General features: G+C 71.6%; 11 protein-coding genes and 1 pseudogene. 10 read left to right on the top strand and 2 right to left on the bottom strand.

Features of this window, described 5'->3' with window-relative positions; genetic code table 11:
• Positions 1 to 322: hypothetical protein (locus PV363_RS10175; RefSeq protein ID WP_301022266.1), on the bottom strand; the 322-nt coding region annotated here is incomplete at its 3' end.
• A 74-nt stretch (positions 323 to 396) separates the two neighbouring features.
• Between PV363_RS10175 and PV363_RS10170 the strand changes: the two genes are divergently transcribed.
• The 10 genes from PV363_RS10170 (at position 397) to PV363_RS10125 (ending at position 12,643) form a co-directional block, all read left to right on the top strand.
• A complete protein-coding gene (locus PV363_RS10170) occupies positions 397 to 1,098 on the top strand; it encodes a GAP family protein (protein WP_220342661.1) in 702 nt (233 codons plus the stop codon).
• A gap of 116 nt (positions 1,099 to 1,214) precedes the next feature.
• The gene (locus PV363_RS10165; protein WP_220342662.1) at positions 1,215 to 1,694 is read left to right on the top strand and encodes a hypothetical protein; all 480 of its coding nucleotides are present in this window, start codon (positions 1,215 to 1,217) and stop codon (positions 1,692 to 1,694) included.
• Positions 1,695 to 1,761: 67 nt separating this feature from the next.
• Entirely contained in the window at positions 1,762 to 2,364 is a 603-nt protein-coding gene (locus PV363_RS10160; protein ID WP_220342663.1) for a DUF1707 domain-containing protein, read from the top strand.
• Positions 2,365 to 2,507: 143 nt separating this feature from the next.
• On the top strand, positions 2,508 to 4,190 hold the full coding sequence (locus tag PV363_RS10155) for an ABC-F family ATP-binding cassette domain-containing protein (protein ID WP_301022265.1): 1,683 nt from the start codon (positions 2,508 to 2,510) through the stop codon (positions 4,188 to 4,190).
• A gap of 102 nt (positions 4,191 to 4,292) precedes the next feature.
• On the top strand, positions 4,293 to 4,994 hold the full coding sequence (locus PV363_RS10150; RefSeq protein WP_220342666.1) for an ABC transporter ATP-binding protein: 702 nt from the start codon (positions 4,293 to 4,295) through the stop codon (positions 4,992 to 4,994).
• Positions 4,991 to 6,349, top strand: a complete 1,359-nt coding sequence (locus PV363_RS10145) for an FtsX-like permease family protein (RefSeq protein ID WP_220342667.1) — start codon at positions 4,991 to 4,993, stop codon at positions 6,347 to 6,349. Before PV363_RS10150 ends, PV363_RS10145 begins: the two co-directional genes overlap by 4 nt.
• Positions 6,350 to 6,474: 125 nt before the next feature.
• Positions 6,475 to 7,635, top strand: a complete 1,161-nt coding sequence (locus tag PV363_RS10140) for a hypothetical protein (protein WP_220366660.1) — start codon at positions 6,475 to 6,477, stop codon at positions 7,633 to 7,635.
• A complete protein-coding gene (locus tag PV363_RS10135) occupies positions 7,632 to 8,810 on the top strand; it encodes a histidine kinase (RefSeq protein WP_220342669.1) in 1,179 nt (392 codons plus the stop codon). Before PV363_RS10140 ends, PV363_RS10135 begins: the two co-directional genes overlap by 4 nt.
• The gene (locus tag PV363_RS10130; RefSeq protein WP_220342670.1) at positions 8,807 to 9,463 is read left to right on the top strand and encodes a response regulator transcription factor; all 657 of its coding nucleotides are present in this window, start codon (positions 8,807 to 8,809) and stop codon (positions 9,461 to 9,463) included. The genes PV363_RS10135 and PV363_RS10130 overlap by 4 nt, the downstream gene beginning before the upstream one ends.
• Positions 9,464 to 9,550: 87 nt before the next feature.
• The gene (locus tag PV363_RS10125; protein ID WP_301022264.1) at positions 9,551 to 12,643 is read left to right on the top strand and encodes a M14 family metallopeptidase; all 3,093 of its coding nucleotides are present in this window, start codon (positions 9,551 to 9,553) and stop codon (positions 12,641 to 12,643) included.
• Between the two features lie 69 nt (positions 12,644 to 12,712).
• Here the strand turns inward: PV363_RS10125 and PV363_RS10120 are convergent.
• Positions 12,713 to 13,147 (bottom strand): annotated as a pseudogene (locus tag PV363_RS10120) (NmrA family transcriptional regulator); the annotation flags it as partial.

Below are 13,147 nucleotides of genomic sequence, written 5' to 3'. Positions count from 1 at the left end.
CGCAGAGGAACACCGCGACGACGACGGCGAGGCTCACGCCGTGGTGCAGGTGGAACGCTCCGACGATGACGACCACCTCCGCGGCGACCGAGAGCATCAGCGTCGCGAGCCGGTGGTGCGCGTACGGCACCTCGTCGCCGGCTGCGGTGAACGAGCGACGCAGACCGCCCGGCCCCACGAGGAACCCGCACGCCAGGGCGACGCCGCCGAGCATGCCGACCGCGACCACGGTGTGCCGTCCTGCCTGTCGTCCCGCCTCGTCGATCAGCTCGTAGACGAGGGCGAGCGCGCCGCCGAGCACGAACGACGCACCAGCGACCACCCCCTACCAAAGGTGGAGCGGGCGTTGGACCTCAGACCGACGCCCGGGGCGTTCTGGATGGCGATGATCGAGAGATGACACTCGCACTCGCCGGATTTCTCGTGGCCATGGCTCTGGTCGACAGCACCAGCATCGGGACGCTGATCATCCCGGTGTGGCTCGTCCTGGCGACGCGACGGGGCCATCAGGGACGGGTCGTGATCTACCTCCTGACGATCGCGGCCTTCTACCTCGTGCTCGGGATCGCGCTCGCCGCCGGTGCCCAAGCACTGGTCCCGGTGCTGGGTGACATCGTCACCTCGAGGCCGGGTCGCGTGGTGATGGTGGTGGTCGGTGTCGGGCTCGTCTGGCTGAGCTATCGGATCGACCCCAAGTATCGGGCCAAGCGCGGCCACGACCCCGCCGAGTCGTCACGACGGTGGCAGGAACGCATCACCGGGGCGCTGTCCACGCCGGGCGGAATGGTCGGCCTGGCCGTGGTCGCCGGTGGGATCGAGGCGGCGAGCATGCTGCCCTATCTGGCCGCGATCGGCGCCCTGACCGCGGCGGACATCGGGATGGCGGCCACCACCGCAACGTTGGCCGTCTACTGCCTCGTGATGATTCTCCCCGCGCTGCTGATCCTCGCGCTGCGGCTCGTCGCCGCACGCTGGGTCGATCGACCGCTCGAACGACTCGGCTCGTGGGCCGGGCAGCGCGCCGGCAGCGCGACCGCGTGGACGGTCGGAATCGTCGGTGTCCTCGTGGCGCTGCAGGGCGTCGGCGGGCTCCTGTGACGGGGCTCACGCTCTCGCCTGCTAGCAAACGCTTGCAAATGCAAGCAGCGCCACGAAGACTGAAGGCGGAGTCCACGCCACCTGGCGCGGCCCGCACGACCGAGGGAGAAGCAATCATGGCCATCAAGGAACAGCTCACGACGTCCACACCGTTCCTCGCCGTCGTCGGCGCCGGCGACATCGTCGTCGAGAAGGTCCGCGCGTCGGTCCCGTCGTCCGATGACGTCGACGGCGTCATCAACGACCTCAAGGGTCTGCCCGAGCAGCTCAAGACCGTGCCGGAGCAGCTCAAGGTGTTCCCCGAGAAGGCTCAGGCCGCTGCTCTCGAGGCGCTCAAGGACCTGGAGACCACGTACGCCGGACTGGCCGAGCGTGGCGAGACCCTCGTCGGCCGCATCCGCAAGCAGCAGGCGACCGCCGACGTCAAGAAGTCGGCCAAGTCCACCGAGGCGAAGGTGAAGGCGACGACCACCACCGCCAAGAAGTCCACCGCGTCGACGAAGTCGGCCGCCAAGGGCGCCGCCACGTCGGCCCGCAAGACCGCCGGCAACGCGGCGAAGGCCACCAAGGCCGGCGCGGAGAAGGTCGGCGACTGACCCCCGTGGGCGCGGGGCCTGTCTCGGTCGGTCCCGCGCCCGCTCCGGCTCCCGTAGCCTGGCCGGCATGCAGCTTCCCGATGAGCCCGCACGCCGGATGCGGGTCTCCGACGCCGACCGCGAGCAGGTCGCCGAGATCCTGCGCAGCGCGGCCGGTGAGGGACGGATCGACACCGACGAGCTCGACGAACGGCTGGAGGCGGCGTACGACGCCAAGACCGTGGCCGACCTGGTCCCCCTGACCGACGACCTTCCCGCCACTCCGCCGTACGCGCAGCCGGTTCCGGCGCGCCACGTCTCGCCCGTCACCCCGGTCGGCGAGCCCACCCACCAGCGCGGCGTCGCGATCATGAGCGGCTTCGAGCGCAGCGGCGACTGGCTGGTGCCGTCCGAGCTGACGGTGACCGCCGTGATGGGCGGGGCCGACATCGACGTGCGCCGCGCCCGCTTCAGCGCTCCCGAGGTGGTCATCACCGTCAACGCGATCATGGGCGGCGCGCAGATCACCGTGAACCCGACGACGCGTGTCGTCGTCGAGGGCATCGGCATCATGGGTGGCTTCAGCGGGCCCCGCGACGACAGCGAGGTCGCGCCCGGTGCTCCCACCGTGCGGGTCCGGGGCTTCGCGCTGTGGGGCGGCGTCGGTGTCGTCCGCCGACCCCTGGACTGAGTGCGCGCCGTGGCGGTGTGCCCGGCTTAACCGCTTGACCTCCCGTGCCACGATGGACGGGCTATGAAGATCTGACACCGATCCCGCTCGCGTCCGCGGCGCCCCTTGCCCGGCGAGCCCCTTCTGACCCTGTGAGGTCATCGGTGTCTCTCCCCTTCAGCCCGTCCTCCACGACGGAAGCCGCCGCGACCAGCCGTGCTCTCGTCGCCCGCGGCATCACGGTCGAGTACGGGATGCGTCCCGTCCTCGACGACCTCGACGTCACCGCGTCCCCCGGCGAGCGCCTCGGCCTGGTCGGGGAGAACGGCGTGGGCAAGTCCACGCTGCTCCGCGTCCTGGCCGGGCTCCAGGCGCCCGACGACGGCACCGTCAGCCGGCCGACGCGCGTGACCTACCTCGGCCAGGTCCCCGACCTCCCCGACTCCGGCCGGGTGCGGGACGCAATCGACGGTGCGCTCGCCGACTTCCGTGGTCTCGAGAGCGAGATGAGGACCCTCGAGGACGCGATGGCCGACGGCGATCCTGACGCCGCGGCGCTCGAGGCGTACGGCGACGCGCTCGACGAGTACGAGCGGCGCGACGGCTGGTCGGCAGACTCTCGGGCGGCGCGCGCGATCGCCGGGCTCGGGCTCGGCGACGTCGGCGACGACCGCCCTCTCGGGACCCTCTCGGGGGGCCAACGCTCTCGGCTCGCCCTCGCGCTGGCGCTGGTGACGTCGGCCGACCTGATGCTGCTGGACGAGCCGACCAACCACCTCGACGATGCCGCCGTGGGCTATCTGGAGCGCTCGCTCAAGGACCAGCGCGGTGTCGTCATCGTGGTCTCGCACGATCGGGCGTTCCTCGACGCGACCTGCACGGCGATCCTGGACCTCGACGCGACGCTGCACGTGGCACCGGACGGTACGACCTCCACCGGGCCTGCGCGCTACACCGGTGACTACACGGCGTACCTCGACGCGAAGGCGTCCGCGCTCGTGCGCTGGGCGCAGGCGCGCGACGCCTGGGAGGACGCGTACGACGACGCGAAGGCGGTGCTCAGCACCGGCAGCCGTCAGATCGGGCACGGCTACCGAGCGCCCCGCGACAACGACAAGTTCATCGGCCACTTCCTCGGTGAGCGCAAGGACGCGGCGGTGTCGCGGCGGGTGCGTGACGCCGAGGCGCGGCTGGAGCGGCTGGTGGCCAGTCCTGTCCCGCCACCGCCCGAGAGGAGGGCGTTCGCCGGCCTCGTCGGGGTCTCTCCTGCTGACGGTGTGCTGGTCTCGGTCCGCGATGTGGAGGTGCGTGGAAGGCTCCGCCTCGCCGCGCTCGACGTCACCGCCGACAGCCGCCTGCTGGTCGTCGGCCCCAACGGTGCGGGCAAGTCGACGCTGCTCGGCGTCCTCGCCGGTGCGATCGAGCCCGAGGCGGGCACCGTGCGCCGGCAGCGACGGCTGCGGATCGGCTACCTGCCGCAGGAGGATGCGTACGCCGACCCCCGCGCGAGCGCGCTCACGGTGTTCGCGGACGGGCGGGACGGTCCGGTTGAGGAGTGGCGGGACGCTCTTCGCCGGACGGGCCTGCTGCACCCCCGCGACCTCGACACGGCGGTGGGCGACCTGTCCGTCGGGCAGCAGCGGCGGCTCTCCCTCGCCCGGGTCGTGAGCGGAGCGCCGCAGCTGCTCCTGCTCGACGAGCCCACCAACCACCTCTCGGTCGCTCTCGTGGACGAGCTCCAGGACGCTCTGGTCAGCTCACGCGTGCCCGTCGTCCTGGTGACACACGACCGCTGGTGGCGGGCCCGCTGGGACGGCGCGACGCTGCCGCTCGGCACGACGGGGTGATCGTCTGGCTTCGTCGCTCTCCGACCGGAGTATGACGTGGCCGCGGCGAGCCCGTCCCGCAGACCGACGCACCGACACAGTCGCGATTCCTAGCGTGGTGGCATGAACTCCCCACTCGTCGCCACCGACCTCGTCCAGACCTACGGCGAGGGGTCGACCGCCACGCACGCCCTCGCCGGCGTCAGTCTCTCGGTCGCGCCGGGTGAGTCCCTCGCGATCATGGGCCCGTCCGGATCGGGCAAGACCACGCTGCTGCACTGTCTCGCGGGAGTCCTCGCGCCGACCTCGGGCTCGATCGTGTGGAAGGGAGCCGACCTCGCAAGCCTGTCCGACCGACGACGTACGGCGCTGCGACGCACCGACTTCGGCTTCGTGTTCCAGTCCGGGCAGCTCCTGCCCGAGCTTCCCGCGGTGGAGAACGCCGCACTGCCGCTCATGCTCGCGGGGACGTCACGGACCGAGGCGACGCGGGTCGCTGCCGCCTGGCTCGCCCACCTCGGGCTGGCGGGGTTGGAGCAACGGCGCCCCGGTGAGCTCTCCGGGGGACAGTCGCAGCGAGTCGCCATCGCGCGTGCGCTCGCCGGATCACCGGGCGTGGTCTTCGCCGACGAACCGACCGGCGCGCTGGACCAGGCGACCGGCGCGGACGTGCTGAGCGTCCTCACCTCCGCCACGCGGTCGACCGGAGCCGCCCTCGTGGTCGTCACCCACGACGAGGCTGTCGCTCGTCACTGCTCACGCATGATCACCATGCGCGACGGCCGGGTCACGGGCGAGTACGTGCACGAGGAGGCCGCACGATGAGGACCACGATCTCCCTGTGGGCCCTGCTCCGCTCGCACGGCTCCGGGCGCCGCGACCCGCAGCGCCTCACCGAGGTGCTCGCGGTCGTCGCGTTCGCGACGACGACAGCCGTCCTCCTCCTGGTGATCGGCGGGTTCCAGGCCTTCTGGGACCGGGCGGGAGGTGCCCCCGGCATCCGCGCCGGTCTCGACGCCCCGGAGACGCCGTACGCCATCCAATACCCGTTCCTCGCCGGTATCGCCGTCCTCCTGATCCTCGTCCCGCTCGGCACGCTCGGTGCCGCCGCCGCCAGGTTGGCGGCCGAACGGCGGGATGCCCGGCTCGCCGCGCTGCGACTGTGCGGAGCGACGCGCAGCCAGGTCGCCGGGCTGACCGTCCTCGACGCGACCGCACAGGCGGCCGTGGGCGCAATCGCCGGGCTCGTCGGGTACGCGCTGCTCGTCCCGCTGGTTGCTCAGGTGCGGTTCCAGGATCGTCGGTTCGCCTTCTCCGAGCTCTGGGTGGGGGTGCCGGTCGTGGTTCTCGCTGTCGCGGCCGTGCTCGCGATCGCGGTGCTCTCGGCGGCGGCGAGCCTTCGGCGGGTCGCGATCACCCCGCTGGGCGTCGCCAACAGAGTCACTCCTCCGGGCCTGCGGAGAGTTCGGCTGCTCGCGACCGTGGGTGGCTGCCTCGCGCTCGTCGTCGCACCCCAGGTCCTCGGCGGATCGGTGGGCGTCGCCCTCGCCGTCCTCGTGACCCTGCTCGTGCTCACGTTCGCGACGCTCAACCTCGTCGGCCCCTTCGTGATCGGGGTCGTCGGTCGCGTCACGGCTGCGGCGGCGCGCTCGGTGCCGACCCTCCTCGCCGGACGACGGATCGTCGACTCGCCCAGGACGGCATGGCGCTCCGTGGGTGGTGTCGCGCTCGCGACCTTCATCGCCGGTCTCACGGCGACGTTCTCGCTGCTCGATCCCAACACCGTCGGCCGTCCCGACGAGGCGGCGTTCATCGCCGACCTCAAGACCGGCGGCTTCTTGACGCTGGCGATCGCCGGGGCGCTGGCGGCCGTCTCCACCGGAGTGATGCAGGCAGGTCGGGTGATCGAGCAGCGCGAGGAGCACCGGGCGCTCGTCCTGGCCGGGACCGACCACCGCACGCTCGACCGCGCTCGGACGAGGGAGACGATCATCCCGCTCGTGGCCAGTGTCGGCGTCGCCACGGCGACCGCGCTGATGGTGCTGGTGCCGGTCGTCGGCCTTCAACCGGTGGCCCAGCCCTCGGTCATCGCCCAGTACCTGCTGTGCGTCGTCGTGGCCTCGGGTCTGGTCCTCGCCGGCGCCGCGACGTCCCGCAGGGTGGCACGGACGGTGGCCTGAGCGCCGCGACGGGGCGACCGTACGGACCTCCCCCGGCGGCCGCCGGAGCTCCCCCGTACGGGGGAACCGCGCGGCAGTGCAGGTGACGAATGTGGAGGAGTCCACTTCCTCACGAAGGAGAACTCATGGTCCACGATCTCGCCCTCCGCGCCCGCACTCCGCTCGCGCTCGGGGCCACCTCGGTGCTCGCCCTCGCGCTGGGAGCGCTGTGGCTCCTGGAGCCCAGCAGCAGTCCGTACGAGGACACGGACGGAGCGGTGTCCCTGCTCTCCCTGCTTCCCGACGTCGTGGCGCCGGTCCTCGTGCTCCTCGGCGGGGTCCTGGGCCTCGCGACCTCGGTCGCGCTGGCGACCGCCTCACGATCACCGGTCGGCCGCCGAGGCCTCATCGCCGCCGCGGCCACGGTCGCCCTCGTACTGTCGGTCTTCTGCATGGACTCGCAGCTGATCGCGTTCATCGGCTACTTCTGCGCGATGACGATCCCGGTGATCGCGGTGGTGCTCCTGGTGGCGGCGCTCCGCCGCTCGATGGCCGCGCGTGCGACTGCCCTCGTGGCGACCGGGCTCGTCACCTGGTGGGGCATCGGCTCGGGCTCCTTCGCTCCCGACACGATCGGCGAGCTGGTCCGCACCCTCGGTGAGGGGTACGCACGGGTCGGTTTCCGCCCGTGGATCCTCCTCGGGCTCGCCGCGCTGACCGTCCAGTGGATGTCGGCGTCGCTGGCGTGGGCCGCGCCGTACACCGCGCGCCTGCAGCAGCCGTCGACCAGGCTCGACCGGATCACGACCATCGCCACCGTGGTCGCCGCCGTCTGCCCCCTCCCGTACGTGCTCCTGCGATCGACGTGGCTGTTCCCGGACGCGCTGTTCACCGGGCCGCTCACCCCGGCCGACCTCGACCCCGCCATGCGGCTGTGGGGTCTCCTGCTCGGTGCCGCGGCACTCGGCGGATCGATCCTCACCGTCGGGCTGCTCCGCCCGTGGGGCCGGGTCTTCCCCGCATGGATGCCCTCCCTCCGTGGTCGCACCGTCCCTGTCGCGGCGGCCGCGGTCCCCGGTTATGCGGTCGCCTTCGTCCTCACCGCGACGGCGCCCTCGATCGTGCTCCTGTCGATCGAGCAGGCGGCCGACGGCGACACCGCGGCCCTGTGGATGCTGGGCGTCCTGCCCTTCTGGGCGTGGGGCCCGGCACTGGCCGTCGCCGTGTGGGGCTACGTCCGGAGCCGGCGGGCGGCGGGCGCGCAGACGACGCGACCGACCCGCGAGACGGGCAAGATGGCGGCATGAGCGCACGAGCCGAGGCGAGGACGGCGCTTCTGCGTACGGCGCTCCTGCGCACGGTGTTCGTCCTCATCGGGACGGCGCTGTTCCTGGCCTTCGGCCTGCTCGGCCTCAGTGTCGCGGCGACCGGACGCGAGACTGCCAACACCGGAGTGGCGGTGACCGGGGCGGTCCTGGTGGCAGCGCTGCTCGTCGCGGTCTCGCTGTTCCCGGCGGTGCGAGACATGGAGGTCGCCGGCGCCCGCATCCTGCTCGATCCTCCGGGTGAGCTCGTCGACGAGCCGGTGGACCGCCGCCACCACCGGTGGCGGACCACCTGGTTCGTGCTCGCCCACGTGCTGGCCGGAGGCGCCGCGGGCGTCACGCTCGTGATCGGGATCCCCTTCGCGTTCTCCGAGCTGCCGTGGTGGGTCGCGGTGAGCGCTACCGGCGCGATCCTCGCTCTGGTCGTCGCCCTCGGCGCCGGTCTCGCCTGGCTCTCCGTCGTCTGCCTCGGGCCGACCGACGCCGACCGGCTCGCCGTGGCGCAGCAGCGCATCGGCCGGGAGCAGGCACAACGCGCTCTCGCCCGTGACCTCCACGACGGAATCGGGCACGCCCTCAGCGTGATCTCGTTGCAGGCGGCCGCCGGCCGGCAGCTGGTGCGTCGTGACGTCGACCATGCCGAGGAGTCGCTCGGCATCATCGCCGACACCGCGAGACGGGCCCTCGACGAGCTGGACCACGCCCTCGGCCTCCTGCGGGACGAGCCCGGCCCGGCCGATCGCGCGCCGGCGCACGGCCTGGACGACATCTCGGTCCTCGTCGCCTCCTACGTCGCCGGCGGCGCCGACGTCCGGGCAGACCTCGCCGATCCCGTCGGGATCCCGGACCTCGTGTCGCGGGAGGCGTTCCGGATCGTGCAGGAAGGGCTCACCAACGCCTACGAGCACGGTGACGGCACGGCGATCCACCTCGAGACGCAGGTCGGCGAGGCGGTGGTCGTCGCCGTACGCAACGGTGTCCCTCGCTCCGGTGCCGGTGGTCGCGCCGCGCGGACCTCCGGGCGTGGCCTCGACGGCCTGCGGGAGCGGGTCGCCCTGCTCGGTGGTGACCTGGACGTACGGCAGGCCGACGGGACGTGGCACCTCGTCGCCCGGCTGCCGCTACCTCCGGCCGACCGGCGGGAAGCAGCGCGATGAGCGCCCCCATCCGTGTGCTCCTCGTCGACGACGAGCCGCTCGTACGGCGCGGCCTGCGCGCGATCCTGGAGAGCGACCCGGGGATCGAGGTCGTCGGGGAGGCGGCCGACGGCGCGGCGGCGCTGACGTCGACGCGGTCGCTCTCGCCCGACGTCGTGTGCATGGACGTGCGGATGCCGGGCGTCGACGGCATCCGCGCCACGGAGCTGCTCCTCGCGCTGGACCCGGCGCCGCGGGTGCTGGTCGTGACGACGTTCGAGAGCGACGAGTACGTCTTCGAGGCCCTGCGCGCCGGCGCCTCGGGCTTCCTGCTCAAGCGGGCCGACGCCGACCAGGTGGTGACGGCGGTGCGTGCGGTCGCGGCCGGCGAGAGCCTTCTCTTCCCTGAGTCGGTGCGCCGGCTCGCGGTACGGCACGCGCCGGCGCAGCCGACATACGCCGGTCCCGCCCTGACTCCGAGGGAGTCGGAGGTGCTGGCGCTGGCGGCGCGCGGGATGTCCAATCCGGAGATCGCCGGCGAGCTCGTCCTCGGAGTGGAGACGGTCCGCACCCACGTGGCGAACGTGCTCGCCAAGCTCGGTGCGCGGGACCGGACGCAGGCGGTCGTGATCGCGTACGAGTCCGGCCTGGTCCCGCACGGACGGTTGCCTTGAACAACCGTTGACACAAGCGACGGACGCTGGAAGATTTCCGGCATTACGTGTCTTCGATGGCACGACCTCATCCTGCGGAGGACCAGCATGCGACGACCTGCTGCGATCGTGTTCACCACCGCCCTCGTCGGAGGACTCCTCGGAGTGCTCCCGGCGACCGCGGCACCCCCCAAGGCCCCGACCGACTCACCACCTGTCGACCTCGAGATCTACAGCGCCACCGTCGACGCGAAGGGACTCGACCTCCTCGCCGAGGCCGGCGTCGACCGGAGCCACGACGTCGTCAGCTCCAAGGGGGGCAAGGCCGAGGTGGAGGTGGTGCTGCCACCGAGCCAGGCGCGCAAGCTCCGTGAGGAAGGCGTGGACCTCAAGGTCAAGAAGATCGACGGCGTCAAGGCGAGCACGCTCTCCGCACGCCAGTCGGCGGCCGGCTACGACGTCTTCACCTCCTACAGCGAGGCCGGCGGCATCCGGGACGACATGGTGGCGGCGACCAAGCGCTACCCGAGGCTCACCAAGCTCGTGAAGGCCGGCAAGTCGGGCACCGGGCAGGACATCCTCGCCGTGAAGGTCGGCAAGAACGCCAGCAAGTCCCGGGACGGCAGCAAGCCCGCCGTCCTGTATGGGGGCACCCAGCACGCGCGCGAGTGGATCACGCCCGAGATGGTCCAGCGCCTGATGCACTACATGCTCGACCGTTACGGCAAGGACCGTCGGATCACCAAGATCCTCGACACGACGGAGCTGTGGTTCCTGCCGGTGCAGAACCCGGACGGCTACGACTTCACGTTTACCGAGGGCAACCGTCTGTGGCGCAAGACCGTGCGCGACAACAACGGCGACGGGCAGGTCACCGCCGGGGACGGCGTCGACATGAACCGGAACTTCCCCTTCAAGTGGGGGTACGACAACGAGGGCAGCTCGCCGCAGCCCTTCAGCGAGACCTACCGCGGACCCGCGCCGGCCACGGAGCCGGAGACCCGCGCCACGATCGGGCTGGTCGACAAGGTCGGGTTCGAGTTCTTCGTCAACTACCACTCCGCTGCCGAGCTGCTTCTCTACGGCACCGGCTGGCAGGTCGAGACGCCGACACCCGACGACGAGATCTACGCCGCACTCGCCGGCAACGACGCCAACTCGGCGGTCCCTGGCTACGACCCCGACCTCTCGGCAGAGCTCTACACCACCAACGGCGACACGAACGGGCACGTCCACGAGGAGCAGGGCACGCTCGCGTACACGCCGGAGATGGCGACCTGCCAGACGGCCAGCGCCTCCGACCCCGACGACGAGTGGGACCCGGCGGCATGCGTGAGCATCTTCTCGTTCCCCGACGACGAGGAGCTCGTCCAGGCCGAGTTCGAGAAGAACATCCCGTTCGCGCTCTCCCTCGCGGAGTCCGCACACGACCCGGACGACCCGAAGTCGTCGGTCGGCATCACGGTGAAGGACATCCGTCCTGACGTCTTCACCACCTCCTACGGCCGCAAGCAGACCGTCGCGGTGACCGCGAAGCGCAAGCTCAAGGGCCTGCTGATGACCACCCGCATCAACGGTCGCGTCCGCGGCGTCACACGGATGAAGGAGTGGCGAGGCGGCGAGAAGTACGGCAACGAGAACGACAAGTACTACGACGAGTACCGCGCGGAGGTGAAGGGCCAGAAGCCCGGCGACAGGGTGACGGTGACCTTCACAGGGCTCAACGTGAAGCCGTTGCGCGGCTCACGCGAGTCGTTCTCGTACACCGTCGCCGACGACATCGGCGGTGACGTGCTGATCCTCGCGGCCGAGGACTACACCGGGCTGTCACCGGCACAAGCGGTCAGCTCGCCGAAGTACGTCTCGGCCTACGCCGACGCGCTCAACGCCGCCGGCTACAGCACCGACGTGTACGACGTCGACGCCGCCGGCCGCACGGCTCCGCACGACCTCGGAGTCCTGTCGCACTACGACGCCGTCGTCTGGGAGACCGGCGACGACCTCATCCCGAGGAACACCGGGCAGATCGGAGGCACGGCGGCCAAGTGGGCGTACGACACCGAGCTGCGCGTCCGCGACTACCTCAACGAGGGCGGCAAGGTGCTGGTCGCCGGCAAGTACGCGCTCTACGCGCAGGCGGCTGACGGCAGCTACTACTACCACCCCGACGAGGAGACGGCCGGGTCCTGCACGACTCCGGGGGCCTACCCGTGCCTGCCGCTGGGCAACGACTTCCTCCAGTACTGGCTGGGGTCGTACCAGTACGTCGACGACGGCGGCACCCGTGAGGACGGCACGACCTTCCCGCTCCAGGGTGACGAGGACGGTCCGTTCGAGGGCTTCGCGGCACAGCTCGACGGCTCGCAGGACCACACCGGCGCGTTCGTGTCGACGTCGTCGTTCCTGCCGGTCGAGGAGTTCCCGCAGTTCGAGTCGAGTGCCCCGCTGTCGTGGCTGCGCGGCTCCGGGGACCCCTACGCGCCGTTCACCGGCGACTGGTTCATGACCTCGGGCTCGGCCGACCAGGCCTACAAGCGGCTCGCGACGACCGTGGACCTGACAGGGGCGACGTCGGGATCGCTGGACTTCAAGTTCAGCGCCGACGTCGAGGCCGGCTGGGATGCGGTGTTCGTGGAGGCGAGGCCGGTCGGCACCGACGACTGGACGACCCTCCCCGACGCCAACGGCAACACGACGCAGGCCACCGGAGAAAGCTGCACGTCAGGATGGGCGATCACCCTCCATCCGCAGCTGACCCACTATGTCGACGCGACCTGCCAGCCCACGGGCACGACGGGCGAGTGGAACGCCTTCAGCGGCAACTCCGGAGGCTGGCAGGACTGGAGTGCAGACCTGTCGGCGTACGCCGGTCAGCAGGTCGAGGTCGCGATCGTCTATGCCACCGACTGGGGCACCACGGGCCTGGGCGTGTGGATCGACGACGCGAAGACCACGGTCGGCGGGGCGACGGCGACCGAGACGTCGTTCGAGGCCGATCTCGGCGCCTGGACGGTGCCCGGTGCGCCCGCCGGCTCAGGGGTCAACCCCAACGACTGGGAGCGCGGCCAGCAGTCCGTCGACGAGGGCGCCGCGGTCATGACGCCCGACTCGGTGCTGTTCGGCTTCGGGTTGGAAGGCCTCGACGCGGCGAAGCGCCAGGACCTCCTGTCGCGGTCGTTGGACACGCTGCTCGACGACTAGCCACACACAGCAGCACGACTGACGGGCGGTGGGTCGGGCGGCACCCGCTCCCCACCCGGGTCGGCCGGCTCACCCCCCCGGCGTGTGCCCGGCCACCGGACGGACGACGTCGGCCAGCGACGTCGCCGGCCGGGCGAGCACGCGCTCGATCGTGTCGGTCGTCGCGACGTTGCGACCGTCCATGACCTCGGCGAAGAGCTCGACCAACCCGTACGCGAGCTCGGCCGGCTCCCCGGCTGCGACCACGGCGGTGACGAACTCCTCGACCGAGGCCGATCGGAACGAGACCGGGCTCCCGAGGGCGTCACCGATCGCCGCGACGGCCTCGCCGAAGGTGAGCGCCTGCGGCCCCGTCAGCTCGAGCACCGAGCCGGCGTAGGCGTCGTCGCGCAGTGCCGCGACCGCCACATCGGCCACGTCGTCGAGGTCGACGAACGGCTCCGGCACGTCCGGCGGGACCGGGATCGCCAGCTCACCGGCGCGGACGTCGTCGGCGAACATCCC

Source organism: Mumia sp. (assembly GCF_028803055.1).
Lineage (GTDB): Bacteria > Actinomycetota > Actinomycetes > Propionibacteriales > Nocardioidaceae > Mumia.
This window is presented reverse-complemented; position numbering and strand designations above follow the sequence as displayed.

What these genes read in the sequence shown, in the direction of transcription:
- PV363_RS10170 (WP_220342661.1), top strand. Translation starts at nt 397, where the DNA reads ATGACACTCGCACTCGCCGGATTTCTCGTGGCCATGGCTCTGGTCGAC.
- PV363_RS10165 (WP_220342662.1), top strand. Translation starts at nt 1,215, where the DNA reads ATGGCCATCAAGGAACAGCTCACGACGTCCACACCGTTCCTCGCCGTC.
- PV363_RS10160 (WP_220342663.1), top strand. Translation starts at nt 1,762, where the DNA reads ATGCAGCTTCCCGATGAGCCCGCACGCCGGATGCGGGTCTCCGACGCC.
- PV363_RS10150 (WP_220342666.1), top strand. Translation starts at nt 4,293, where the DNA reads ATGAACTCCCCACTCGTCGCCACCGACCTCGTCCAGACCTACGGCGAG.
- PV363_RS10145 (WP_220342667.1), top strand. Translation starts at nt 4,991, where the DNA reads ATGAGGACCACGATCTCCCTGTGGGCCCTGCTCCGCTCGCACGGCTCC.
- PV363_RS10140 (WP_220366660.1), top strand. Translation starts at nt 6,475, where the DNA reads ATGGTCCACGATCTCGCCCTCCGCGCCCGCACTCCGCTCGCGCTCGGG.
- PV363_RS10135 (WP_220342669.1), top strand. Translation starts at nt 7,632, where the DNA reads ATGAGCGCACGAGCCGAGGCGAGGACGGCGCTTCTGCGTACGGCGCTC.
- PV363_RS10130 (WP_220342670.1), top strand. Translation starts at nt 8,807, where the DNA reads ATGAGCGCCCCCATCCGTGTGCTCCTCGTCGACGACGAGCCGCTCGTA.
- PV363_RS10125 (WP_301022264.1), top strand. Translation starts at nt 9,551, where the DNA reads ATGCGACGACCTGCTGCGATCGTGTTCACCACCGCCCTCGTCGGAGGA.